Raw genomic sequence first — 23,818 nt, 5'->3', positions numbered from 1 at the left:
TGTGCGGGTTGCGGAACAAACAACTTCGCAACCTACGTCAGACCGTGGCTGGCCTGTCCAATTCGCTCGCACGAACGGGCGACTTGACAGGGGGTCAGTGCGATCGTAAACACTCCCGATCACCGCAGCGTCACCGCCAGACGCGCGCTCGCCCCGGCCCCGGCGAGCCGCGCCGCCGTGTCGCGCGGCACCGAGAGCACCACCAACGCGCCACTCTCGATGGGGCTTTCCCCTTGCTCGGGCACCTGGGAAACCCGCGCCCCCGTCGCCACCACGCGCGGCTTGCCGCCGCCCCCGGGCGACGCGTCGGCGGCGATCACGTCGATCCGGTCGCCGGGGCGCAGCAGGCGCACCGCATCCGCGTCGGCGATCCGGACCGGCGCCGTCACCCGCTCCGCCGACCGCCCCTCCCGCGAGGGTTCCACGGCTGCCGCGCGCGCCTGCGGCGGGTCCGCGTCCCGGGGGCCCGCGGCCGCGAGTGCCGCGGCGGCCATCGCGAGCCCGGCGGCCATGGCGCGCCGTCTGTGCCGCATCAGCCGGCGCAGCCGCGGATGCCCGCCGCGCACCCGCACGGGGGCGAAGTGCGGCACCGGGCAGCTCTCTGCCGGTTGGGTCTGAGAAGGGGCGTGCGTCTGAGAAGGGACGTGCGTCTGAGAAGGGACCTGGGACACGACAACCACCGCCTGCGATGCGAAGAGCTGGGCTTCCGCTCTCACGATGCAGGCCCGCGCCGATTCCCGCTGGGCCCCGTGGACTACCGGCCGGTTGTGGACAACTCCCTCACTCGAAGGGGGAGTTCCACCACCGCAGCCACCGCAGCCACCGCAGCCACCGCAGCCACCTCCGCCACCTCAGCCCCCGACTGGCGGCGGCCCAGGAATCCCCTCACGGCAGCCGGATCCCCGGATCCATCCCACCCAGCGCCCCCGCGCACAAGCACTCACGCTCCCCGTCCGCAGGCAGCCCCGCTATCGCGTCGAAGAGCACGCCCCGCAGCCGGTCCACATTGGCCGCGAACACCTGCAGGACCTCGTCGTGCGAGACGCCCTCGCCGGTCTCCGCGCCCGCGTCCAGGTCCGTGACCAGGGTCAACGACGTGTAGCAGAGCTCCAGTTCGCGGGCGAGCACCGCCTCGGGATGCCCGGTCATGCCCACCACCGACCAGCCCTGTGCCGCGTGCCAGAGCGATTCCGCACGGGTCGAGAAGCGCGGTCCCTCGACGACCACGAGCGTCCCGCCGTCCACCGGCTCCCAGTCACGGCCCCGTGCCGCCTTCAGCGCGGCGCTCCGTCCCGCGGGGCAGTACGGATCGGCGAGCGACACATGCACGACGTTGGGCACGTCGCCGTCGGGCAGCGGGATCCCGTCGAAGTATGTCTGTGCCCGTGTTTTCGTGCGGTCCACCAGCTGGTCGGGCACCAGGAGCGTCCCCGGCCCGTACTCGCCGCGCAGCCCGCCGACCGCGCACGGTCCGAGCACCTGCCGTACGCCGACGGAGCGCAGCGCCCAGAGGTTGGCGCGGTAGTTGATGCGGTGCGGCGGCAGGTGGTGGCCCCGGCCGTGCCGGGGGAGGAAGGCGACCTGGCGTCCCGCGACCTCACCGAGGAAGAGGGAGTCGCTGGGCGCTCCATAGGGGGTGTCGACCTGCACTTCGGTCACATGGTCGAGGAAGGAGTAGAAGCCGGAGCCGCCGATCACGCCGATCTCGGCCCGCGTCGCGTTCGCCGTGTTCACCATGAACCGCACAGTATCCGGGCCGGAAACCCCGGAAAACACCGCAGAACGCCGAGGACCCCGCCGTCGGGAACGGCGAGGTCCTGGGAAGGATGTGCCCGGAGGGCTCCGGATGAAGTGCTACGCGGCCGAGCTCGACGACGTCGACGAGGAGCCGGACGACTTCGAGTCCGAGGAGGAGGACGTCGAGGAGGACGAAGAAGCCGAGGACGACGAAGAGGACTTCGTGTCCGACGAGGACTTCGACGCGGCCGGCGTGCTGCTCGACGACGAGCCGCGGCTGTCGTTGCGGTAGAAGCCGGACCCCTTGAAGACGATGCCGACAGCCGAGAACACCTTCTTGAGGCGTCCGTTGCAGCTCGGGCACTCGGTCAGGGCGTCGTCCGTGAACTTCTGCACGGCCTCGAGGCCCTCGCCGCACTCGGTGCACTGGTACTGGTACGTCGGCACTTGCTTCCTCCTGGCACTCTCACTCGATGAGTGCTAACGACGGTCCATAGTGACGTATTCCGCGAGATCAGTCCACCGTGACCGGCGTGCGGTGACCCACGCCACGCGCCACCGTCCGCCCGGGCGCCTTCGGCACGAGCCGTGAACGCAGGGCGAGCAGCACCACGAGGGCCAGTGCCGTGCCTCCCAGGGGGACCAGGAATCCGGCGCCGTCCCAGAAGCGGTCCTCCAGCTGTCCGGCGACCGTGACGGCCGCCGCCTGGCCGAGCGCGACCGCGCCGGTGAGCCAGGTGAAGGCCTCCGTGCGGCCGGTCGGCGGGACCAGCTTGTCGACCAGGGTGTAGCCGCTGATCAGCGCGGGAGCGATGCAGACGCCGACGAGCAGGCCGAGGCCCGCGAGGAGCGGCACGGAGTGCGCGGCCCACAGGCCGGAGGCCATCAGGGTCAGCGCCGCGTAGCCGACGAGGAGGCGCCGCTGCGGGGAGACCTTCCAGGCGATGGCGCCGCAGGCGATGCCGGAGAGCATGTTGCCCGCCGCGAACGTGCCGTAGAGGACACCGTTCAGGCCGGGCTCGCCGATCGACTCGGTGAAGGCGGCCAGCGAGACCTGCATGCCGCCGAAGACGGCGCCGATGCCGAGGAACGTCACGATCAGGACCCGCACACCGGGGATGCGCAGGGCGGAGACGTGCTCCACGCGTGCGTGCTCCGCGTCGTGCGAGGAGGGCTTGGGCTGGGTGCTCTTCTGCGCGGCGAACAGGAGGCCGCCCACGAGCGTGAGTCCGGCCTCCGTGAGCAGTCCGGCGGCCGGGTCGATGGTGGTGCACAGCGCGGTCGCGAAGAGCGGGCCGAGGACGAAGGTCAGCTCGTCGGTGACCGACTCGAAGGCGGCCGCGGTGCTGGCCAGGGGGGAGTCCTGCAGCTTGACGCCCCACCGGGCGCGCACCATGGGGCCGATCTGCGGCGTCGAGGCACCGGCGGGCACGGCGGCCACGAAAAGCGCCCACAAGGGGGCGTCGGAGAGTGCGAGGACGGTCAGGGTGAGCACCGAGGCGGAGTGCACGAGCACGCCGGGCACCAGCACGGCGCGCTGCCCGAACCGGTCGGCGAGCTTGCCGCTGAACGGCGCGAACATCGCCATGGAGACGCCGGTGACGGCGGAGACGGCGCCCGCGGCGCCGTAGGAGCCGGTGGTGTGCTGCACGAGGAGCACGATCGAGATGGTGAGCATCGCGAACGGCTGGCGGGCAGCGAAGCCGGGAAGCAGGAACGTCCAGGCGCGAGGGGTGCGCAGGAGCTGTCCGTAGCCCGGGCGGGATTCGGTGACCGTGGATGCCACGGCCCGTGCCTTTCTGCCGCCTGGTAGCGCGGCCCCCTTTTCAGGGCGGCGGCGCCGAGAGCTGTCCTCTTGCGCGGAACTGCGGTAGATGCCGGGCTCCACTGCGGGGATTGCCACGGCCGCCATACGGTCGCGCCAGCTCTGCTTCAGGCAGAGTTGGTTCGATCAGGTGCCTTCATCGTACAGGGGATGGTCTCATCTGCCCCTGTGATTGCAGCCGATGAGACCCCTGACACCTACGATTGGTGCTTTTCTCCGTTGCTTCCCAGCCATCCGGCGAGCTTTCCGCCGTGGCCGACGGCGCGCAGCCGCTTCTCGGCGGCGTCCCGCACCGGGTCGGTGGCCACCACGAGGAGCTCGTCGCCGCGGCGCAGCACCGTGGAGGGCAGCGGAACGAACGATTCTCCATCGCGTACGACGAGCGTGACCGCGGCCCCCATGGGCAGCCGCAGCTCGCTGACCTCGACACCGTGCATCCGCGAGCCCTTGGGGATCCCCACCGAGAGCAGATGCCCGCGCAGCCGCTCCAGGGGCGCCGATTCGATGCCGAGGTCGGCGGCCTCCGCGGAGTCGCCGAGCCGCAGCTTCCTGGCCAGCCACGGCAGCGTGGGGCCTTGGATGAGGGTGTAGACGACGACCAGGACGAAGACGATGTTGAAGATCCGCTGGCTGTCCTCGACGCCGCCCACCATCGGGATGGTCGCCAGGATGATGGGCACGGCGCCGCGCAGGCCCGCCCAGGAGAGCAGCGCCTTCTCCTGCCAGGGCATGCGGAACGGAAGCAGGCTGAGCACGACCTCCAGGGGGCGCGCCACCATCGTCAGGACCAGGCCGATGATGATCGCGGGCCAGGTGTCGTCGAGCAGGTCGTGCGGGGTGACGAGCAGGCCGAGCAGTACGAACATGCCGATCTGGGCGATCCAGCCGAGTCCTTCGGCGAAGCCGCGGGTGGCCGGCCAGTGCGGCAGCTTGGCGTTGCCGAGGACCATCGAGGCCAGGTAGACGGCGAGGAAGCCGCTGCCGTGGGCCATGGCGCCGGCCGCGTACGCCGCGACCGCGATGGCCATGACGGCGATGGGGTAGAGGCCGGAGGCGGGCAGGGCCACGTGCCGCAGGCCGTAGGCGCCGAGCCAGCCGACCGCGAGGCCGATCGCGGCGCCGATCGCCAGCTCCAGGGCGATCTTGCCGATCAGTACGTACCAGTCGTCCACCGGGCCCGCCGTGGAGAAGGCCACGACGAGGATCACCACAGGGGCGTCGTTGAACCCCGACTCCGCTTCGAGAACACCCGTCACCCGTGAGGGGAGCGGCACCTTCCGCAGCACGGAGAAGACCGCCGCCGCGTCCGTGGAGGACACCACCGCGCCGATGATCAGGGCCTGCCGCCACTCGAGGCCGACGAGGTAGTGGGCCCCCGCCGCCGTGACGCCGACGCTGATGGCGACGCCGACGATCGACAGCGCGGCCGCCGCGGGCAGCGCGGGCTTGATCTCTTTCCATTTCGTCCCGAGGCCGCCCTCGGCGAGGATCACGACCAGGGCGGCATAGCCGATGACCTGCGTCAGCTCGGCGTTGTTGAAGGTGACGTTGCCGATGCCGTCCTGGCCTATCGCGACGCCGATGCCGAGGTAGAGCAGCAGGCTGGGGAGCCCGCTGCGCGACGAGATGCGGACCGCCGCCACCGCGACGAGCAGAACGAGCGAGCAGACGAGCAGGAGCTGGTTGAGGTGGTGGACAGTCAGGGGCCGTTCCTTCCGCCGTGCGCGCACAAGGACTTCTTGCGAGCCAGGTACTTCGTTACCTTACCTAATTGTTAACGCCTCCTTGACGTCGTCGAACACTCATCCGATCTCCGGGGATGTAGGTTCCGGACTCGGTGGCCCGTTGTCGGCAGTCCGTTCCTGACTCCGCGTCCGGAGCCGCAACGCCCTGCGCCTATGGTTGCTCCAGCGCTCCCAGAGCCGCCCAGTCGACAGCACAGCCCGCCCTGCCGCTCGCGTAAGGACAGCAAGGACAGCGATGCCCTCCAACACCACCGCCTCTTCCGGTCATAAGTCCGGCAAGAAGAAGGGGCGCCGAGCCCGACTCATCGTGATCGTCCTGGTCCTGGCCATCGTCGGAGGCATCGGCTTCGGCGCGTACTGGAGCATCAGCACCGTGCGCGCCTCCTTCCCCCAGACCAAGGGAACGATCAAGCTCGACGGCCTCTCCGGGCCGGTCGACGTGAAGCGCGACGGCAACGGCATCCCGCAGATCTACGCCGAGTCCGACGCCGACCTCTTCATGGCCCAGGGGTACGTCCAGGCGCAGGACCGCTTCTGGGAGATGGACGTACGCCGTCATATGACCTCCGGGCGGCTCTCCGAGATGTTCGGCAAGAGCCAGGTCAAGAACGATGAATTCCTGCGCACGCTCGGCTGGCACCGGGTGGCGAAGAAGGAGTACGACTCCAAGCTCTCCCCGGAGACGAAGAAGTACCTCCAGGCGTACGCCAAGGGAGTCAACGCCTACCTTGAAGGCAAGGACGGCAAGGACATCTCCGTCGAGTACGCGGCGCTCGGCTTCGAGAACGACTACGCGCCCCAGGAGTGGACGCCCGTCGACTCCGTGGCCTGGCTCAAGGCGATGGCCTGGGACCTGCGCGGCAACATGCAGGACGAGATCGACCGCTCCTTGATGACGAGCCGCCTCGGCCCGGAGCAGATCAAGGACCTGTACCCGAAGTACCCGTTCAAGCGGAACAAGCCCATCGTCCAGGAGGGCGCCTACAACAGCGTCACCAAGGAGTACGACGCCAAGGGCACCAGCACCCAGACGGGGACCGGCGGCACGGCGGGCACGGGCCTTGCGGGCGGCACTCAGGCACCCGCCGGGATGCAGTCCCAGCTCTCGGGGCTCTCGGACGTCCTGGACGACGTGCCCGCGATCCTCGGCCCGAACGGCAACGGCATCGGCTCGAACTCGTGGGTGGTCTCGGGCGAGCACACCATCACCGGCAAGCCGCTCCTGGCCAACGACCCGCACCTCGCGCCGCAGCTGCCCTCCGTCTGGTACCAGATGGGCCTGCACTGCCGCTCGGTCTCTTCGAAGTGCCAGTACGACGTCTCGGGCTACACCTTCTCCGGCATGCCGGGCGTGGTCATCGGCCACAACGACCAGATCGCCTGGGGCATGACGAACCTCGGCGCCGACGTCACCGACCTGTACCTGGAGAAGTTCACCGGGGACGGCTACCAGTACGACGAGAAGGTGCTGCCCTTCAAGACGCGCGAAGAGGTCATCAAGGTCGCGGGCGGCAAGGAAAAGAAGATCACGGTCCGGGAGACCAACAACGGCCCGCTGATCTCCGACCGCGACGACGAACTGGTCAAGGTCGGCAAGAAGGCCGGTGTCGACACTGCGGCCCCGGACCGCGGCGACGGCTACGGAGTCGCGCTGCGCTGGACCGCGCTGACCCCGGGCAAGTCCATGGACGCCGTCTTCGAGCTCAACAAGGCGAAGGACTTCACGGAGTTCCGCAAGGCGGCCGCTTCTTTTGAAGTGCCGTCCCAGAACCTGATCTACGCCGACCGCGAAGGCCACATCGGCTACCAGGCGCCCGGCAAGATCCCGGTCCGCGGCAAGGGCGACGGCTCGCTCCCGGCCCCGGGCTGGGACCCCGAGTACCGCTGGACCGGCTACATCCCGCAGGACGCGCTGCCCTACGAGTACGACCCGAAGCGCGGCTACATCGTCACCGCCAACCAGGCCGTGATCGACAAGGACAAGTACCCCTACCAGCTCACCGCGGACTGGGGCTACGGAGCGCGCAGCCAGCGGATCGACGACCTCATCCAGTCGAAGATCAAGAACGGCGGCAAGATCTCGACCGAGGACATGCGCCTCATGCAGATGGACAACAGCAGCGAGATCGCCAAGCTGCTCGTGCCCAAGCTGCTCAAGATCGACATCAAGGACAAGTACGTCCGTGAGGCCCAGAAGCTCCTTGAGGGCTGGGACTACACCCAGGACGCCGACTCGGCGGCCGCCGCGTACTTCAACTCGGTCTGGCGCAGCATCCTCAAGCTCGCCTTCGGCAACAAGCTCCCCAAGGAGCTGCGCGTCAAGGGCCAGTGCCTGAACGTCGAACCGGCCGGCAACACCGGACCCGCCGACGAGGGCAAGAAGGTGCGCGAGTGCGGCGAGCGCGACGCGGACTCGGCCCAGCCCGACGGCGGCGACCGCTACTACGAAGTGGTCCGCAAGATCATCGATGACGAGACCAACGACTGGTGGAAGTCGCCGGGGACCCGTACCGACGAGGAGACCAAGACCCGCGACCAGCTGTTCAAGCGGGCCATGGAGGACGCGCGCTGGGACCTGACGGCCAAGCTCGGCAAGGACGTCGACACCTGGAGCTGGGGCCGTCTGCACCGCCTCACGCTGAAGAACCAGACGCTGGGCACCGAAGGCCCCGGCTGGCTGCAGTTCGTGCTCAACCGCGGCCCCTGGAACCTCGGCGGCGGCGAGGCCGCGGTCAACGCCACCGGCTGGAACGCGGCGGGCGGCTACGGCGTGGTCTGGGTGCCGTCGATGCGCATGGTCGTGAACCTCAAGGACCTCGACAAGTCCAAGTGGATCAACCTCACCGGCGCATCGGGGCACGCGTACAACGCGCACTACACCGACCAGACCGACAAGTGGGCCAAGGGCGAACTCCTGCCGTGGGCCTACTCCAAGAAGGCGGTCGACGGCAGTACGAGCGACACGCTGGTGCTGCGCCCCTGACCGCGCACGGCACCACCTGAAAGGGCCCTCCACGCACGCGTGAAGGGCCCTTTTCGGCGTGGGTGACGCTCAGCGGAAGCGGCGCGCTCCCGACGGCGTCACCACGGCGTGCACGGGACGGTCATGCGCCTCACCGGGGACGTGCGCAACCACTTCGGCGTCGTACAGGAGCACCACAAGAGCGGGGTCGGCACCCGCGCGCTCCAGACGGGCCAGGACGCGGTCGTACGATCCGCCGCCCCGCCCGAGCCGCATCCCGCGCTCGTCCACGGCGAGCCCGGGCAGCAGCACGGCGTCCGCCTCCAGCACGGCGTCGGGACCGAGCCGCGTTCCGGAGGGCTCCAACAGCTCGATCTTTCCCTGGTGTTGCACGCGGACGAGCGAGCCCGCCCCGTCGTACGCGCCCCAGTCCAGGTCGTTGTCGGCGAGCAGTACCGGCAGCAGGACCCGTGTCCCGCGCGCGTGGAGGGCGTCGAGGAGGGCGCGCGTGCCGGGCTCGCCGCCCACGGAGACATAGGCCGCGACCGTGCGTGCCGCGGCCAGCTCGGGCAGTTCCAGGGCGCGCTCGGCGAGAACCGCCGCGGCCTTTTCCGCGTCATCCGCAGTCAACCGGTTCCTCACCGCGAGGAAGTCTCGCCGCAACATGCGCTTGGTTGGCTGGCCGTCGGGGCCGGTTCCGCTCATCGGTAATCACAAATCCTTCCGCGTATGCGCATATCACACCCAATTATCTGGACCCACAGATTCCGCACATACGTACCGGATATGGTGGTCGCCATGACTGAGTCTCACCCCCCCACCCCCAGGATCACCAAGGCGGTCATCCCCGCCGCCGGCCTCGGCACGCGCTTCCTGCCGGCGACCAAGGCGACCCCCAAGGAGATGCTGCCGGTCGTCGACAAGCCGGCGATCCAGTACGTGGTCGAGGAGGCCGTGTCCGCCGGTCTCGATGATGTCCTCATGATCACGGGCCGCAACAAGCGCCCCCTGGAGGACCACTTCGACCGCAACTACGAACTGGAGTCCGCCCTCCTGAAGAAGGGCGACGAGGCCCGCCTCGCGAAGGTCCAGGAATCCAGCGACCTCGCGACCATGCACTACGTACGCCAGGGCGACCCCAAGGGACTCGGTCACGCCGTCCTGTGCGCCGCTCCGCACGTGGGCCACGAGCCGTTCGCGGTCCTCCTCGGCGACGACCTCATCGACCCGCGCGACCCCCTGCTCGCCCGCATGGTCGAGATCCAGGAGCGGCACGGCGGCAGCGTCATCGCGCTCATGGAGGTCGCTCCGGAGCAGATCCACATGTACGGCTGCGCGGCCGTCGAGGCCACCGAGGACGGCGACGACGTCGTCAAGATCACCGACCTGGTCGAGAAGCCGGACACCGCGGACGCCCCGTCGAACTACGCGATCATCGGTCGCTACGTCCTCGACCCGAGCGTCTTCGATGTGCTGCGCAAGACCGAGCCGGGCCGCGGCGGCGAGATCCAGCTCACCGACGCGCTCCAGCAGCTCGCCGCGGACGAGAAGGTCGGCGGACCGGTGCACGGCGTCGTCTTCAAGGGCCGCCGCTATGACACCGGTGACCGCGGCGACTATCTGCGTGCCATTGTCAGACTCGCGTGCGAACGTGAAGATCTGGGCCCGGACTTCCAGGCCTGGCTTCGCAGTTACGTCACCGAGGAGATGTAGCACTTTGAGCAGCAGCACGACGACACCGGCCGCCGGTCAGAACCACCTCTGGTCGGTGGACGAGCACGTGGACGACATCCTCGGCACGGTCCGCCCGCTGGAGCCCATCGAGCTCCAACTCCTCGACGCCCAGGGCTGCGTACTCGTCGAGGACGTCACGGTGCCCGTCTCGCTGCCGCCCTTCGACAACAGCTCCATGGACGGGTACGCGGTGCGCGTCGCCGATGTCGCGGGCGCGAGCGAGGAGTTCCCCGCCGTCCTGACCGTCATCGGCGACGTGGCCGCGGGCGCGGGCGCGCAGCCCACCGTCGGCGCGGGCCAGGCCGCGCGCATCATGACCGGCGCCCCGCTGCCGCCCGGCGCCGAGGCCGTCGTCCCCGTGGAGTGGACCGACGGAGGCCTCGGTGAGGGCCCCGTCTCCGGGATGCGCGCGCACAGCGCGGCCCCCGAAGGCGCCTCCGGAGAGGTCCGCGTGCACCGCCCCGCCGAGGCACGCGCGCATGTGCGCGCGCGGGGCAGCGACGTCCAGGCCGGCGACCGCGCCCTGACCGCGGGCACGGTGCTCGGCCCGCCGCAGATCGCCCTGCTCGCCGCGATCGGCCGCGGCACGGTGAAGGTGCGCCCGCGCCCGCGCGTGGTCGTCATGTCCACCGGCAGCGAACTGGTCCAGCCCGGCGAGGAGTTGGCGGACGGCCAGATCTACGACTCCAACAGCTTCGCCCTCACCGCGGCCGCCCGCGACGCCGGAGCCATCGCCTACCGCGTGGGCGCGGTGGCCGACGACGCGGAGACGCTGCGCTCCACCATCGAGGACCAGCTGATCCGCGCCGACCTCATCGTCACCACGGGCGGCGTGAGCGTCGGTGCGTACGACGTCGTCAAGGAGGCCCTGTCCGCCATCGGCGACCCGGACGACGAGGAGGGCATCGGGGCGGGCAGCGGCGTGGAGTTCCGCAAGCTCGCCATGCAGCCGGGCAAGCCGCAGGGCTTCGGCTCGATCGGCCCCGACCACACCCCGCTGCTCGCGCTGCCGGGCAACCCCGTGTCGTCGTACGTCTCCTTCGAGATCTTCGTGCGGCCCGCGATCCGCGCCCTGATGGGCCTCCCGGAGGTGCACAGGGCCACCGCGCGCGCGGAGCTGGTGTCCGACAAGGCGCTCAACTCGCCCGCGGGACGCCGCCAGTTCCTCCGTGGGCGGTACGACGCCGAGGCGGGCCGGGTGACGCCCGTGGGCGGTTCCGGTTCGCATCTGATCGCCGCGCTCGCGCACGCGGACGCGCTGATCGTCGTCCCCGAGGACACCACGTCGGTGGATCCCGGCGCGGACGTCGAGGTGGTCCTGCTCGGCTGAGAAGGCCACCCGCGCGGTACCGTGTCGCGCACAACAGGCCCGCGCGCCGCACCGCGCGGGGCCCGGACCGGGAGCGCCAGAGCACATGACCGCGATTTCCCGGGGGGACACCCCCGGAGCCCCTGAGCAGCAGCGACTGACGCACATCGACGAGGCGGGCGCCGCCCGCATGGTCGATGTGTCCGAGAAGGACGTGACCGCGCGGACCGCGCGCGCCAGCGGCCGCGTGCTGGTCTCGCCGCGCGTGATCGAGCTGCTGCGCGGGGAATCACCAGAAGAGGCTCTCCCCAAGGGCGATGCCCTCGCGACCGCGCGGATCGCGGGCATCATGGGCGCCAAGCGCACCCCGGACCTGATCCCGCTCTGCCACCCGCTGGCCGTCGCCGGAGTGAAGCTCGACCTCTCCGTGGCGGACGACGCCGTCGAGATCCTCGCCACGGTGAAGACGACGGACCGTACGGGCGTCGAGATGGAGGCCCTCACCGCGGTGAGCGTCGCCGCCCTCACCGTGATCGACATGGTGAAGGCCGTCGACAAGGGCGCCGTCATCACGGACGTACGCGTCGAGGAGAAGACCGGCGGGAAGTCGGGGACGTGGAGCCGCGAGGGAGCAGGGGCATGAGCGGCCGGGGCGCAGCGGACGGGGGGCAGGGGACGGCAGGGCAGTCGCGGCCGGTGTCGCCGTCGGCCCTGGACGCGTCGGCGGGCGGCGCCCTGTCGGCGCCGTACAGCGCGCTGGTCGTCACGGCCTCCAACCGCGCCGCCGCAGGCGTCTACGCCGACAAGGGCGGCCCGATCCTCGTCGAGGGTCTGACCGCGCTGGGCTTCGCCGTCGACGGCCCCCAGGTCGTGCCCGACGGCGACCCGGTCGAGCAGGCCCTGCGCGCGGGCGCGGCCGCGGGCTACGACGTGATCCTCACCACCGGCGGCACCGGCATCTCGCCCACCGACCGCACCCCGGACGTCACCCGCGGCGTCATCGACCACGAAGTGCCGGGCATCGCGGAGGCCATCCGCGCGTACGGCAGGGACAAGGTCCCCACGGCCGTACTGTCCCGGGGCCTCGCCGGGGTCGCGGGCCGCACGCTCATCGTGAACCTGCCGGGCTCCACCGGAGGCGTACGCGACGGGATCGCCGTCCTGGAGCCGCTCCTGAAGCATGCCGTCGACCAGTTGCGCGGCGGCGACCATCCCAGGCCCGCGGGGGGTACGAGCTGAACGGCCCTTCCTGGCCCGTGGAGCTGACGGACGGCGACATCGCCCTCCGCCCCATAAAGATGCGCGACCAGCGGGCCTGGCGCGAGGTCAACCGGCGCAACCGCGACTGGCTGCGCCCCTGGGAGGCGACGATCCCGCCGCCCACCCCGAGCGGCCCGATCGCGCACCGCCCCACCTACCGGCAGATGGTCAGGCATCTGCGCGCCGAGGCCAACGCGGGCCGGATGCTGCCCTTCGTGATCGAGTACCAGGGCCGTCTCGTCGGGCAGTTGACGGTCGCGGGGATCACCTGGGGCTCGATGTGCTCGGGGCACGTCGGCTACTGGGTCGACGAGTCCGTCGCGGGCCGCGGAGTGATGCCGACCGCCGTGGCGCTCGCCGTCGACCACTGCTTCAGGTCGGTCGGGCTGCACCGCATCGAGGTCTGTATTCGCCCGGAGAACGCGCCGAGCCGCCGGGTCGTGGAGAAACTCGGATTCCGCGAGGAGGGGCTCCGCCCGCGGTATCTGCACATCGACGGAGCGTGGCGGGATCATCTCGTCTTCGCGCTCACGGCCGAAGAGGTACCGGAAGGGTTGTTGTGCCGCTGGCACCAGGCGCGACCTCGGAACACGGCGTAGTTCGGTTCGGGACCCGCGTAAATGAAATAAGTGTTCGAAATTGATCGGCGATCGACCGTCTGAGGCTCGTATGAGGCTTGTCTCAGGCATTAATTTCACGGTGACGGCGGCCTGTTGATCGCATCAGTCACAAAAAAAGTTCGAGATATCAGCCAGATCGTGCGACACACCGGCCCAATTGGCAGATGGCCCAGGCGGAACCCCTCTACCGTGTGAGCGTGAGCAGCAGCGGCCTCATCTACGCAGTCATCGTCGGGGCCTGGGCCGCCTACTTGGTGCCGATGTGGCTCCGTAGGCAGGACGAGCTGAACGAAGCCCGTCCGACGGAACGCTTCAGCACCGCCATCCGGTTGCTGTCCGGACGCGCGGGCATGGAGCGCCGATACGCCAAGGACCTGCAAGCGCGCTCGCCCGAGGAGGGGGAGCGGCGCGGCGACCCGGACGACGCCACCGATTCGGTGGACGTCCGGGCCTTTGTCGCGCCTCCGGGCGGCCAGGCGGAGCGGGAGTCCCGGGCGGAGCGGGCGGAGCCTCCGGTCCGTCAGAAGGCGCGCCCAGCACCCGGACCCGAAGCCGAGCACGAACGGGAGCACGAACGGGAGCGCGAACCGGAAGCCGGGCAGGAACCCGCCCCGCGGCCCAAGGTGTCGCGCGCGCAGCGCGCCGCGTCCGCGGAGGCCGCCGCACGCGCCAGGCGCTCGAAGGTCCTCGCGCGGCGCCGGCGCACCACGGTGCTGCTCTTCATCGCCTTCACGGTCGGCGCGGTCGTCGCCGCGGTCGGCGGGCTCGCGTTCCTGTGGGCGCCCGCGGTGCCCGCCGTACTGCTGAGCGCGTACATCGTCTATCTGCGCGGCCAGGAGCGGCGGCGGTTCGTCTACACGATGGACCGGCGCAGGGCCGAGGCCGCGGCGCAGCGGCTGCGTGAGCGGCAGCCGCGCCGCCGCCCCGCGGGCGCCGAGCAGGCCGCCGACGAGACGGAGGAGGGACCGGCCCCGGAGACGGAGACCGGGCTCGCCGCCCTCGCCGCCGACCGCAGGGCGCTGGTGGAGCAGACCGACCACGCGGAGTGGGTCGACCAGCAGCGCGAGCGCCAGCGCGGTCCAGGGCGCGGCGACAGCTGGGACCCGGTGCCGGTGCCGCTGCCGACGTATGTGACCGCGCCGGTCGCCCCGCGCGCCACCGGCAGCGTCGACCTCGGTGCGCCCGACGCCTGGAGCTCGGCCCGGTCGAGCACCGCGGAGCCGGCGGCGGACGCGGCGGCGGAGCAGTACGAGAAGCAGCAGCGCGACGGCTCCGCGGGGAGCAGGGGTGCCGAAGCCGACGCCGAAGGGGCCGAGGGGGCCGACGACGGCGGAGGGCGCAGCGACGCCCGCCGGGCGGCGTCCGCGCGCCGGGCCCGCGAGCGCGGGCGCACGCCGCTCTTCGATCAGTACGAGGACGGCGACCGGCCGCGCGCGGCCAACGAGTGAGGCGTCGTGAGATCCCCCCGGCTGACCAGCAAGGAGCGGATTTCCGAGCACCCCGATCGGGATGCTAGAGTTTCACTCGTTGCAAGGGCCTGTGGCGCAGTCTGGTAGCGCACCTCGTTCGCATCGAGGGGGTCTGGGGTTCAAATCCCCACAGGTCCACTGCACATGAAGATCCCGTCCGGTTCATCGAACCGGGCGGGATCTTTGCGTTGGGCGCGGTGTCGGCCGTTGGCCGTGGGTTCGGCCGTGTACTCGCTCGAAGTGTCCTTTATGCGGGTCTCGATACATTTGATCCATGTTGTCCCCGCTGAAGACCACCGCAGCCGTCTGCGGACCCGCGCTCGCCGCCGTGCTGGTCGGTGGGTGCGGCGGGCCCGATGGGCTGAAGGTGGAGGGGCCCGCGCTGCGGCCGTCGAAGGTGACGGGGCCCGTCTATGTGGCCGACGCGATGGGGCAGCCGCTGCAGCGGCCGACGGTCGTGGGGCTCACCGAGTTCGTCACCGTGTCCGGGCTGAAGTGGCGGGACTGGGGCGGGCCGACCGCGCGGGCGAGCGGGAAGCTGAGCGGCCAGTGGTGCCTGCCGGGCTGCGCCAAGAAGCCGTACGAGGCGACGCTGACGCTCAGCGGGCTCGAGCGGCAGGAGCGGGTGGCGTACTACCGGAGGGCGACCGTCGAGCCGAAGAGACCGGAGGAGTTGCCCGCGGAGGCGGTGAACGTGCAGTTCCAGGGCATCCGGCTGTCCGTTCCGGAGTTCTGAGGCGGCATGGGACTGCGTACCAAGATCGGTATCGCCATCGCGGGCACCGCGGCCGTGGTGTCCGTCGTGATGGGGCTCCTCGTGCATCACCGCACCGTGGACGCCCAGTTCGCGAGCGCGCGCGGGCAGATCGGGGACCGGCTGCAGACCGCGGTGCAGGACCACGCGGCGGGCGTCGACGGCGACCGGACGCTGATCGACCCGCCCGATCTGCCGAAGCCGCTCGCCGCGGCCGTGCGGGACGGGCGCTGGGGCGTCTATCTGGACCGGAGCGGCCGGGTGCCGCAGATGTGGGCGGCGAGCAAGTACGGCAAGGAAGTCATCGCGCTCAAGCGGCCCTATGAAAGGGAGTCGGAGGCCCTGCACGACCTGGACCGGGTGCTGTGGATCTCGGGCGGCATCGGGACCGCGCTCGCGTGCGTGGCCGGGCTGCTCGTCGCCACCCGGCTCGGGCGGCGGCTCACCGCGAAGGCGGGGGCCGCGCGGCGCATCGCCGACGGGGATCTGACGGCGCGCCTCCCGCTGCACGGCAAGGACGAGATCACCCAGCTGGCGAGCGCCGTGAACACCATGGCGGACGCGCTCGCCGCACGGCTGCAGGCCGAGCGTGAGGTCACGGCGAACATCGCGCACGAGCTGCGGACGCCGGTGGCGGGCATGGTGACGGCGGCCGGGCTGCTGCCGCCGGGGCGCCCCTCCGAGCTGGTGCGGGAGTCGGCGGGGCGGCTGCGGGAGCTGGTCGACGACGTCATCGAGGTGGCCCGCCTCGACGGGGCCGCCGAGCAGGTGTCCGCGGAGATGTGCGAACTGGGCGCGCTGGTACGGAGGTCGGCCGCGGCGGGGGCCGCGGGGGCGGCCGGTGTGACGGTCGAGGTCCTGCGGGACGTACGGGTCGAGACGGATCCGCGGCGGGTGGAGCGGGTCCTGGCCAATCTCGTGAGCAACGCGCTGCGGCACGGGGCGCCGCCGGTGACCGTGGAGGTCGACGGCGGGATGGTGCGGGTGCGGGACTCCGGGGGCGGTTTTCCGCCGGGGCTGCTTTCGGGCGGGCCGCAGCGGTTCCGGAGCGGGCGGCAGGGGGTGGGGCTCGGGCTCGGGCTGACCATTGCGCAGGGGCAGGCGAAGGTGTTGGGTGTGCGGCTGCGCTTGAGCAATGGGGAAGGGGGCGGGGCCGTGGCTGAGTTGGACCTGCGGTCGGCGGTGCGTTGAGGCCTCGGCCCGTTTCGTTGTCCGCTGCGCGTGCCTTGTGGCTGGGCGCCCCACGTGGCGAAGCCGCACATGTCAGAGCCCCGCGTCCCTTTCGGGGCTACAAAGCCTTCACGTAGCAGAGGCTCAAGTCGTCGAAGCGGTAGTGGCCGAACTTCTGGGCGGTGGGGGTGTAGCCGCTGGAGAGGTAGAGGGCCACTGCCTCGGGCTGCTTCGTGCCGGTTTCCAGGACCATGCGGTGGCGGCCCGCCGCTCTCGCGTCGTCCTCCAGCGCGGCGAGTATGCGGCGGGCGAGGCCGAGGCCGCGGGCTTCGGGGGTGACGTACATGCGCTTCAGTTCCGCGTCGCCGTCCGCGTAGCCCTCCTCGTTCTCGTCCTGGGAGCGCCAGCCGCCGGTGGCGAGGGCGGTTCCGTGCTCGTCGTACGCGATGAGGTACAGGCCCCGCGGGGGCTCGAACATGGCGGCGTCGAGCGGCGTGACATCGCCCTCGTCGCCGTACCGCTCCGCATATTCGAGCTGGACGCGGTCGTTCAGGGCGAGGGCGTCCGGGTGCGCGAAGGTGACCGTGCGCAGGTGGATGGCGGGGGGTGCGGCGACGGGACGGTCATGGATAGTCATGCGGGATATCGTACTTCTATGCGAATGGATGTGGGCTGCGCAGTCCAGTGTGCCGGTATCGTGCCGGGATGCTCACTGTGACTTCCGTGAATGTGAACGGGCTGCGCGCGGCCGCCAAGAAGGGCTTCGTGGAGTGGCTCGCCGGGACCTCGGCCGACGTGCTGTGCCTGCAGGAGGTGCGCGCCGAGGAGAAGCAGCTGCCGGACGAGGTGCGCGACCCCGAGGGCTGGCACGTCGTGCACGCGCCGGCCGCCGCGAAGGGGCGCGCGGGGGTCTCCCTGTACACGCGCCGTGCGCCGGAGCGCGTGCAGGTCGGCTTCGGGTCGGAGGAGTTCGACGGCAGTGGGCGGTATGTGGAGGCCGATCTGCCGGGTGTCACCGTGGCCAGCCTGTACCTGCCCTCCGGTGAGGTCGGCACCGAGCGGCAGGACGAGAAGATCCGCTTCATGGCGGAGTTCCTCGTGTACCTGAAGGACCTCAAGAAGCGGGCGGCCGCCGAGGGACGGCACGTCGTCGTCTGCGGCGACTGGAACATCGCCCACCAGGAGGCCGACCTCAAGAACTGGAAGGGCAACAAGAAGAACTCCGGCTTCCTGCCCGAGGAGCGCGCCTGGCTGGACGAGGTCTTCGAGGAGTACGAGGACGTCGTGCGGGCGCAGCACCCGGGCGTCGAGGGGCCCTACTCGTGGTGGTCCTACCGCGGGCGCGCCTTCGACAACGACACGGGCTGGCGCATCGACTACCACGTGGCGACGGCCGGTCTCGCGGAGCGCGCGGTGAAGGCGTACGTCGAGCGGGCCGCGAGCCACGCCGAGCGGTGGAGTGACCACGCGCCCGTCACGGTGGTCTACGACCTGTAGGGGCGAGTCGCGCGGACGGTCACAAAGTCCGGCGGAGGGCTGTCCCGGGCCCGTACGGCATGGCAGATTGCGGTCGCGTACATGACCAACTGCCGACCGTACGGGGGGACTTCATGACCGTCATGCCGTCCAGGCGCGCCGTCCTGCTGGGAGCTGCGGGGGCCGGAGCCGCCGCGGCGCTGCCCGCCGCGCGGGCGTCCGGTGCCGCCGGGGGCGCGATTCCCCCGGGCACGCCGCCGGTGCTGCTCACCGAGCAGGCCACCAGACGCATCCTGGTGCTCGACCCGGGGCGGCGCACCTGGGACCCGGCCGTCGATCCGTCCGTCGTGCGGTGGCAGTTCTCGCCGCTCGGCGACGGGCGGTACGCGGATCTGCGTCCCGATGTGAGCTGGGTGTACCCGAGCGAGGCGAAGGTGCGCAGGCACCGGGGGCGTACCTACGTCCTGACGACGGCGTCGTTCGGCTTCGTGGCGGTCGTCGAGCATCCGACGGGCCGACGGTACTGGGGCACGGCGATCGGGCCCGGGGACGATCTCTTCAATCCGCACAGCGCCGAGATCCTGCCCGACGGCAATGTGGCCGTCGCCTGCAGCACGGGTGCGCGCGTGCGGCTGTACGCGGCGTCGCAGGGGCCGCGCGCCACGCGGTACGCGGAGGCGGAGCTGAAGGGCGCGCACGGGCTGCACTGGGACGGTGCCCGCAAGGTGCTCTGGGCCCTCGGCGACGACGAGTTGGTGACGTACGCGGTGGGCGGCACGGCCGCGCGGCCCACGCTCACGCGGTGCTCCGCGGCCGGACTGCCGGTCGGGACGCCGGGCCGGACGCCCGGCGGGCACGACCTCTTCCCGGTCGCGGGCCGTCCCGGGCGGCTGTGGGTGACCACGAACGCCGCCGTCTTCCAGTACGAGAAGCGGGGCGGGACCTTCGTGCAGGACTTCGCGGGGCACGAGCTGATCTCCCGCAAGTCGGTGAAGGCCGTCGGGAACGATCCGCGCACCGGGCAGGTCGCGAGCACGGTGCCGGAGGGCGGGCTCGGCGAGACCTGGTGGACGACGACGGTGAGCGTCCACCGGCCCACCAGTGGCTACAAGCTGGTCAACGGCGGTATCTACAAGGCGCGTTGGTGGTTGCCTGGCTGAGGGACCCGCCCGGCGCGCCCCCGGTCAGGGCTGTTTGAGGCGCCGGTCGAGGGCCATCGAGAGTTCCGCCTCCACCACGCTCTTGGCGACCGGGCGGAGCTGCTCGATGTCGACCTCCGCGGTGTCGGGGGTGTGCGTGCGCATGACCGTGATGAACAACTCGGCGAGCGCGTCCGCGTGTTCGCGCACCCGCTGGCCCGCCTCGAGGACCGCGGCCAGCGGAACTCCCTTGCGTACGAGGGTGGATGAGGCCTCAAGGAGGCGGCGGCTGATGTGCACGATCTCGTCGCCGTCCGTGCCGAGATAGCCGAGGTCCAGGGCGGCCGCGAGATTCTCCGGGGTGACCTCGCCCGCGAAGTGGTCGGCGAGGTCCTCGGGGGTGAGGCGGACCGGCTGCTCCTCGGTCGACTCGCCGAAGCCGAGGAGTTCGCCGACGTCGCGGCCCTTCTCGAAGGCGTCGGCGAGCTCGGCGATGCCGTTCAGGGTGTGGCCGCGCTCCAGGAGTGCGGCGATGGTGCGGAGCCTGGCCAGGTGGTGCTCGTCGTACCAGGCGATGCGGCCCTCGCGGCGGGGCGGCGGTATCAGTCCGCGCTCGCGGTAGAAGCGCACGGTGCGCACGGTGATACCGGCTTCCTTGGCCAGCTCCTCCATGCGGTACTCGCGTACGTCGCCGTCCGGTGTGCTCCCGTGTCCGCCTTCTCGTTCGTCTGCCACACGGGAAGCCTATGACAGGCGTGAGCTGCCCGAAGGCTCTCCGGGCGGTCCCGCGGTCCGGGGTACCGTCGGTAACTTTCCCCCGCATGACCCCTACCCATGAGTACGGGACTGGCTTACTCTCCCCATTGTGCCAGTGACTACTGGCAGGGTTCAGTACTTCCGGGAGGCGGCGGAATGACAGAGCACGAGCACGTACGGGTGGCGGTGATCGGATCCGGCTTCGGCGGCCTCGGTGCCGCCGTGCGGCTGCGCCGCGAGGGCATCACCGACTTCGTCGTCCTGGAAAGGGCCGGCGCGGTCGGCGGCACCTGGCGGGACAACAGCTACCCGGGCTGCGCCTGCGACGTGCCCTCCCACCTGTACTCGTTCTCCTTCGCGCCCAACCCCGACTGGCCGCGCACCTTCTCCGGCCAGGAACACATCTGGGACTACCTGGAAGGCGTCGCCGACACCTTCCGGCTGCGCCCGCACATCCGCCTCAACACCGAGGTGATGATGATGCGTTGGGACGCGGACGAGCTGCGCTGGGAGATCGAGACGAGCAACGGCAGCCTCACCGCCGACGTCGTCGTCTCCGCCACCGGACCGCTCTCCGACCCCAAGACCCCGGACATCCCCGGCATCGGCACCTTCCCCGGCAAGGTCTTCCACTCCGCGCGCTGGGACCACGACTACGACCTGCGCGGCAAGCGCGTCGCGATGGTCGGCACCGGGGCCTCCGCCATCCAGATCGTGCCCGAGATCCAGAAGCGGGTCGGCAGGCTCACCCTCTTCCAGCGCACGCCCCCGTGGGTCCTGCCGCGCGCCGACCGCGCCATCACCGGCGCCGAGCGCTGGCTGCACAAGCAGCTGCCGTTCACCACGCAGGCCCGGCGCGGACTCCTGTGGGGCATCAGGGAGTTGCAGGTCCAGGCGTTCACCAAGCGTCCCGACGAGCTCGGCATCGTCGAGCAGCTCGCCAAGCGGAACATGTACCGGGCGATCAAGGACCCGGTCCTGCGGGACAAGCTGACGCCGACGTACCGCATCGGCTGCAAGCGGATCCTCCTCTCCAACACGTACTACCCGGCGCTCTCCCGGTCCAACGTGGACGTCGTCGCGAGCGGCCTGAGCGAGATCCGCGGCCACACCGTCGTCGCCGCGGACGGCACCGAGGCCGAGGTCGACGCGATCATCTTCGGCACCGGCTTCCACGTGACGGACATGCCGATCGCCGACCGGGTCGTCGGCGACGAGGGGCACACCCTCATGGAGACCTGGAAGGACGGCATGAAGTCGCTGCGCGGCGCGACCGCGGCCGGCTTCCCCAACTGGATGACGATCATCGGCCCGAACACCGGGCTCGGGAACTCCTCCATGATCCTCATGATCGAGTCCCAGCTGAACTACATGGCCGACTATCTGCGGCAGTTGAACATGCTCGGCGGCCGCGCCGCGCTCGCTGCGCGGCCCTCCGCGGTGAACGGCTGGAACCACCGGGTGCAGGAACGGATGAAGCGCACCGTGTGGAACACCGGCGGCTGCAACAGCTGGTACCTCGACGAGAACGGCGTCAACACGACCGTGTGGCCCGGCACGACCACCGAGTTCCGGGCGGCCACCCGACGCGTCGACCTCTCCGAGTACGAGGTGCTGCGGGCGCCGAAGCCGGCCGAGGTCGTGCCGATCTCCCGTACGCACCCGAAGAAGAGGTCCGCGGCCAAGAAGGTCGAGGCCGGGGCGTGAGCCGGCTGACGCACGTCGTCGACGGGCCCTACGCGCCGCCCGTCGCCGCCCGCGAACTGACCGCGGTCTCCGCCGACGGCGCCCGCATCCACGTCGAGGTGCACGGCCCCGAAGAAGCGCCCGCCGTGGTGCTCGCGCACGGCTGGACCTGCTCGACGGCGTTCTGGGCCGCGCAGGTACGCGCCCTCGGCGCCGACCACCGGGTCATCGTGTACGACCAGCGGGGGCACGGACGCAGTGCCGCGCCCGTCGACCGCGACGGATACAGCACGCGGGCGCTCGCCGACGACCTCGAAGCGGTCCTCGCCGCGACGCTCGCACCCGGCGAGAAGGCCGTGATCGCCGGGCACTCCATGGGCGGCATGACGGTGATGGCCGCCGGGGGCAGGGCCGGGTTCCGGGAGCATGCCGCCGCCGTACTGCTGTGCAGCACGGGGAGTTCGGGGCTGGTCGCCGAGTCGCGGGTGGTGCCGTTGCGGGCCGGGCGGACGCGCACCCGGGCCACCCGGGCGGTGCTCGGCTCGCGGGCGCCGCTCGGGCCCGTCACGCCGCTGGCCAGGCGGATCCTCAAGTACGCGACGATGGGGCCCGGTTCGGCGCCGGACAAGGTCGAGGCCTGCGCGCGGATCGTGCACGCCTGCCCGAGAGACGTCCGGTACGGGTGGTCGCACGTACTGGAAATGCTGCAACTCGACGCCGAAGTGGGTCAGTTGCAGGTGCCCACCGCCGTCGTCGCCGGACTCGCGGACCGGCTCACGCCCGTCGTGCACGCGCGGCGGATCGCGGCCGCGCTGCCCCAGTGCGTGGGGCTCACCGAGCTGACCGGGGTCGGACACATGACCCCCGTGGAGGCGCCGGAGGCCGTCACGAAGCGGATCAGGGAACTCGTCGGCACATACATAACGGACGTACAGGTGAAGGAGGGCGCATGAGCGGGGTCAGCCTCGAAGGACAGGTCGCGGTCGTCACGGGCGCGGCGCGCGGAGTCGGTGAACTCCTCGCCCGCAAGCTTTCGGCACGCGGCGCGAAGGTCGCGCTCGTCGGCCTCGAACCGGACGAGCTCAAGCAGGTGTCGGAACGGCTGCACAACGAGAGCGACCACTGGTACGCGGACGTCACCGACCATGTCGCGATGGCGCGGGTCGCCCAAGAAGTCAAGGAACGCTTCGGGAAGGTCGACATCGTCGTCGCCAACGCGGGCGTCGCCAGCGGTGGGCCCTTCCTGGAATCCGACCCCGACGCGTGGCGCCGCGTCATCGAGGTCAACCTCATCGGCAGCGCCGTCACGGGCCGGGCGTTCCTCCCCGTCCTGATGGAGAGCCGCGGCTATCTGCTGCAGATCGCCTCACTCGCCGCGGTCACGCCCGCGCCGATGATGACCGCGTACTGCGCGTCCAAATCGGGCGTCGAGGCGTACGCGCACTCCCTGCGGGCCGAAGTCGGCTACAAGGGCGTGAAGGTCGGCGTCGGATACCTGTCCTGGACCGACACCGACATGGTGCGCGGGGCCGACCAGGACGACGTGATGCGGGAGTTGCGGCAGCGCCTGCCGTGGCCGTCCAACAAGACGTACCCGCTCGGTCCCGCCGTCGACCGGATCGTCGCGGGCATCGAGCGGCGCTCCAGCCATGTGTACGCGCAGTGGTGGCTGCGGGGGATGCAGGGCATCCGGGGGTACCTGCCGTCCGTCATCGGGTCCGTGGGGCAACGGGAGATGCGGCGCTTCGAGCCGCGGCTCGGGAGCGTGTCGACGGGGCTTGTGGGGGCGGGGGGTTCGGCGGACGAGAAGGTCCGGGCGGGGGGCTGAGGGGCGTCTCTGGCGGTGGCTTCGTTTTGACTGCGGGCCGTCGGGGCCGACAGGCCCGCGCAGAAGAGGCCCTCCCGGCGTCCCGGGGGGCCTCTCTGGTCAGGCGTGGCGCAGCGTCACGCGTCGTAGTTCTGGTTGAACTTGTCCTGCTGTTCCTGCGCCGCCTCCCGGGCCTGGTCCGGGGCCTGTGACGCGCGCTCGCTCGCTTCGTCCTGTGCCTGCGAGGCGCGCTCGCCCGCTTCGTCCTTGGCGCCGCCCATGGCGTCCTTGGCCTTGTTGGCGAGGTCCTGGGCCTTGTCCTGGAACTGGTCCTTGATGCCCATGCGATTCACTCCCGATGTGGGTGAG

At 70.9% G+C, this 23,818-nt stretch carries 23 protein-coding genes and 1 tRNA gene; 15 read left to right on the top strand and 9 right to left on the bottom strand.

From position 1 onward, the window contains the following. Positions 1–119: 119 nt before the first annotated feature. From ACFWZ2_RS15660 to ACFWZ2_RS15640, 5 genes are all read right to left on the bottom strand, one after another. Positions 120–590 (bottom strand): hypothetical protein, encoded by a 471-nt coding sequence (locus tag ACFWZ2_RS15660; protein WP_384545814.1) that lies wholly within the window; start codon positions 588–590, stop codon positions 120–122. A gap of 295 nt (positions 591–885) precedes the next feature. Further along, positions 886–1,737, bottom strand: a complete 852-nt coding sequence (locus tag ACFWZ2_RS15655) for an S-methyl-5'-thioadenosine phosphorylase (RefSeq protein ID WP_384545812.1) — start codon at positions 1,735–1,737, stop codon at positions 886–888. A 117-nt stretch (positions 1,738–1,854) separates the two neighbouring features. Beyond that, complete coding sequence (locus tag ACFWZ2_RS15650) at positions 1,855–2,184, bottom strand: FmdB family zinc ribbon protein (protein WP_384545810.1); 330 nt, start codon at positions 2,182–2,184, stop codon at positions 1,855–1,857. Positions 2,185–2,251: 67 nt separating this feature from the next. Then, positions 2,252–3,523: an MFS transporter gene (locus ACFWZ2_RS15645; protein ID WP_384545808.1), complete on the bottom strand. Its 1,272-nt coding sequence runs from the start codon at positions 3,521–3,523 to the stop codon at positions 2,252–2,254. Positions 3,524–3,759: 236 nt separating this feature from the next. Continuing rightward, on the bottom strand, positions 3,760–5,292 hold the full coding sequence (locus tag ACFWZ2_RS15640; RefSeq protein WP_384545806.1) for a potassium/proton antiporter: 1,533 nt from the start codon (positions 5,290–5,292) through the stop codon (positions 3,760–3,762). 250 nt (positions 5,293–5,542) lie between these two features. On the opposite strand from ACFWZ2_RS15640, the gene ACFWZ2_RS15635 reads away from it, so the two are divergent. Continuing rightward, positions 5,543–8,290 (top strand): penicillin acylase family protein, encoded by a 2,748-nt coding sequence (locus ACFWZ2_RS15635; protein ID WP_384545804.1) that lies wholly within the window; start codon positions 5,543–5,545, stop codon positions 8,288–8,290. 69 nt (positions 8,291–8,359) lie between these two features. On the opposite strand, the gene ACFWZ2_RS15630 is transcribed toward ACFWZ2_RS15635, so the two are convergent. Then, positions 8,360–8,974, bottom strand: a complete 615-nt coding sequence (locus ACFWZ2_RS15630) for a 5-formyltetrahydrofolate cyclo-ligase (RefSeq protein ID WP_384545802.1) — start codon at positions 8,972–8,974, stop codon at positions 8,360–8,362. Between the two features lie 93 nt (positions 8,975–9,067). On the opposite strand from ACFWZ2_RS15630, the gene galU reads away from it, so the two are divergent. The 9 genes from galU (at position 9,068) to ACFWZ2_RS15585 (ending at position 16,606) form a co-directional block, all read left to right on the top strand. After that, positions 9,068–9,982, top strand: a complete 915-nt coding sequence (gene galU / locus ACFWZ2_RS15625) for a UTP--glucose-1-phosphate uridylyltransferase GalU (protein ID WP_384545800.1) — start codon at positions 9,068–9,070, stop codon at positions 9,980–9,982. A 4-nt stretch (positions 9,983–9,986) separates the two neighbouring features. Then, positions 9,987–11,333 (top strand): gephyrin-like molybdotransferase Glp, encoded by a 1,347-nt coding sequence (glp, locus tag ACFWZ2_RS15620; protein ID WP_384545798.1) that lies wholly within the window; start codon positions 9,987–9,989, stop codon positions 11,331–11,333. An 85-nt stretch (positions 11,334–11,418) separates the two neighbouring features. Next, entirely contained in the window at positions 11,419–11,955 is a 537-nt protein-coding gene (gene moaC / locus ACFWZ2_RS15615) for a cyclic pyranopterin monophosphate synthase MoaC (protein WP_384545796.1), read from the top strand. Continuing rightward, entirely contained in the window at positions 11,952–12,551 is a 600-nt protein-coding gene (locus ACFWZ2_RS15610; RefSeq protein ID WP_384545794.1) for a molybdenum cofactor biosynthesis protein B, read from the top strand. The genes moaC and ACFWZ2_RS15610 overlap by 4 nt, the downstream gene beginning before the upstream one ends. Before the next feature lie 17 nt (positions 12,552–12,568). Continuing rightward, positions 12,569–13,171, top strand: a complete 603-nt coding sequence (locus ACFWZ2_RS15605; protein WP_384545792.1) for a GNAT family N-acetyltransferase — start codon at positions 12,569–12,571, stop codon at positions 13,169–13,171. 218 nt (positions 13,172–13,389) lie between these two features. Beyond that, positions 13,390–14,640: a gephyrin-like molybdotransferase receptor GlpR gene (gene glpR / locus ACFWZ2_RS15600; protein WP_384545790.1), complete on the top strand. Its 1,251-nt coding sequence runs from the start codon at positions 13,390–13,392 to the stop codon at positions 14,638–14,640. A gap of 85 nt (positions 14,641–14,725) precedes the next feature. Beyond that, positions 14,726–14,799 (top strand) — tRNA-Ala (locus ACFWZ2_RS15595). A 136-nt stretch (positions 14,800–14,935) separates the two neighbouring features. Further along, positions 14,936–15,397 carry a hypothetical protein gene (locus ACFWZ2_RS15590; protein ID WP_384545788.1) on the top strand — a complete coding sequence of 154 codons (462 nt, stop codon included), beginning with the start codon at positions 14,936–14,938 and terminating at the stop codon, positions 15,395–15,397. A 6-nt stretch (positions 15,398–15,403) separates the two neighbouring features. Continuing rightward, positions 15,404–16,606, top strand: coding sequence for an ATP-binding protein (locus tag ACFWZ2_RS15585; protein WP_384545786.1), 1,203 nt, complete (start codon positions 15,404–15,406; stop codon positions 16,604–16,606). Positions 16,607–16,703: 97 nt separating this feature from the next. Here the strand turns inward: ACFWZ2_RS15585 and ACFWZ2_RS15580 are convergent, their stop codons facing one another. Further along, positions 16,704–17,222, bottom strand: coding sequence for a GNAT family N-acetyltransferase (locus tag ACFWZ2_RS15580; RefSeq protein WP_384545784.1), 519 nt, complete (start codon positions 17,220–17,222; stop codon positions 16,704–16,706). A gap of 68 nt (positions 17,223–17,290) precedes the next feature. Between ACFWZ2_RS15580 and ACFWZ2_RS15575 the strand changes: the two genes are divergently transcribed. Together ACFWZ2_RS15575 and ACFWZ2_RS15570 are read left to right on the top strand one after the other, a co-directional pair. Next, entirely contained in the window at positions 17,291–18,082 is a 792-nt protein-coding gene (locus tag ACFWZ2_RS15575; protein ID WP_384545782.1) for an exodeoxyribonuclease III, read from the top strand. A gap of 113 nt (positions 18,083–18,195) precedes the next feature. Continuing rightward, a complete protein-coding gene (locus tag ACFWZ2_RS15570) occupies positions 18,196–19,221 on the top strand; it encodes a DUF6528 family protein (protein WP_384545781.1) in 1,026 nt (341 codons plus the stop codon). 24 nt (positions 19,222–19,245) lie between these two features. On the opposite strand, the gene ACFWZ2_RS15565 is transcribed toward ACFWZ2_RS15570, so the two are convergent. Further along, positions 19,246–19,872, bottom strand: a complete 627-nt coding sequence (locus ACFWZ2_RS15565; RefSeq protein WP_384545981.1) for a MerR family transcriptional regulator — start codon at positions 19,870–19,872, stop codon at positions 19,246–19,248. A 240-nt stretch (positions 19,873–20,112) separates the two neighbouring features. Here ACFWZ2_RS15565 and ACFWZ2_RS15560 point away from each other — a divergent pair, with 240 nt between their 5' ends. From ACFWZ2_RS15560 to ACFWZ2_RS15550, 3 genes are read left to right on the top strand one after another with little or no spacing between them, the layout of a single operon-like run. Further along, positions 20,113–21,663, top strand: a complete 1,551-nt coding sequence (locus ACFWZ2_RS15560) for a flavin-containing monooxygenase (RefSeq protein WP_384545779.1) — start codon at positions 20,113–20,115, stop codon at positions 21,661–21,663. Beyond that, on the top strand, positions 21,660–22,595 hold the full coding sequence (locus ACFWZ2_RS15555) for an alpha/beta fold hydrolase (RefSeq protein ID WP_384545777.1): 936 nt from the start codon (positions 21,660–21,662) through the stop codon (positions 22,593–22,595). Before ACFWZ2_RS15560 ends, ACFWZ2_RS15555 begins: the two co-directional genes overlap by 4 nt. Then, complete coding sequence (locus tag ACFWZ2_RS15550; protein WP_384545775.1) at positions 22,592–23,470, top strand: SDR family oxidoreductase; 879 nt, start codon at positions 22,592–22,594, stop codon at positions 23,468–23,470. The genes ACFWZ2_RS15555 and ACFWZ2_RS15550 overlap by 4 nt, the downstream gene beginning before the upstream one ends. A 116-nt stretch (positions 23,471–23,586) precedes the next feature. On the opposite strand, the gene ACFWZ2_RS15545 is transcribed toward ACFWZ2_RS15550, so the two are convergent. Next, positions 23,587–23,793 (bottom strand): hypothetical protein, encoded by a 207-nt coding sequence (locus ACFWZ2_RS15545; protein WP_384545774.1) that lies wholly within the window; start codon positions 23,791–23,793, stop codon positions 23,587–23,589. Positions 23,794–23,818: the final 25 nt, after the last annotated feature.

Origin of the sequence: Streptomyces sp. NPDC059002 (genome assembly GCF_042740435.1) — a bacterium.
GTDB lineage: Bacteria > Actinomycetota > Actinomycetes > Streptomycetales > Streptomycetaceae > Streptomyces.
Note: the sequence above shows the minus strand (reverse complement) of the source record. Positions and strands in the feature narration are given on the sequence as shown.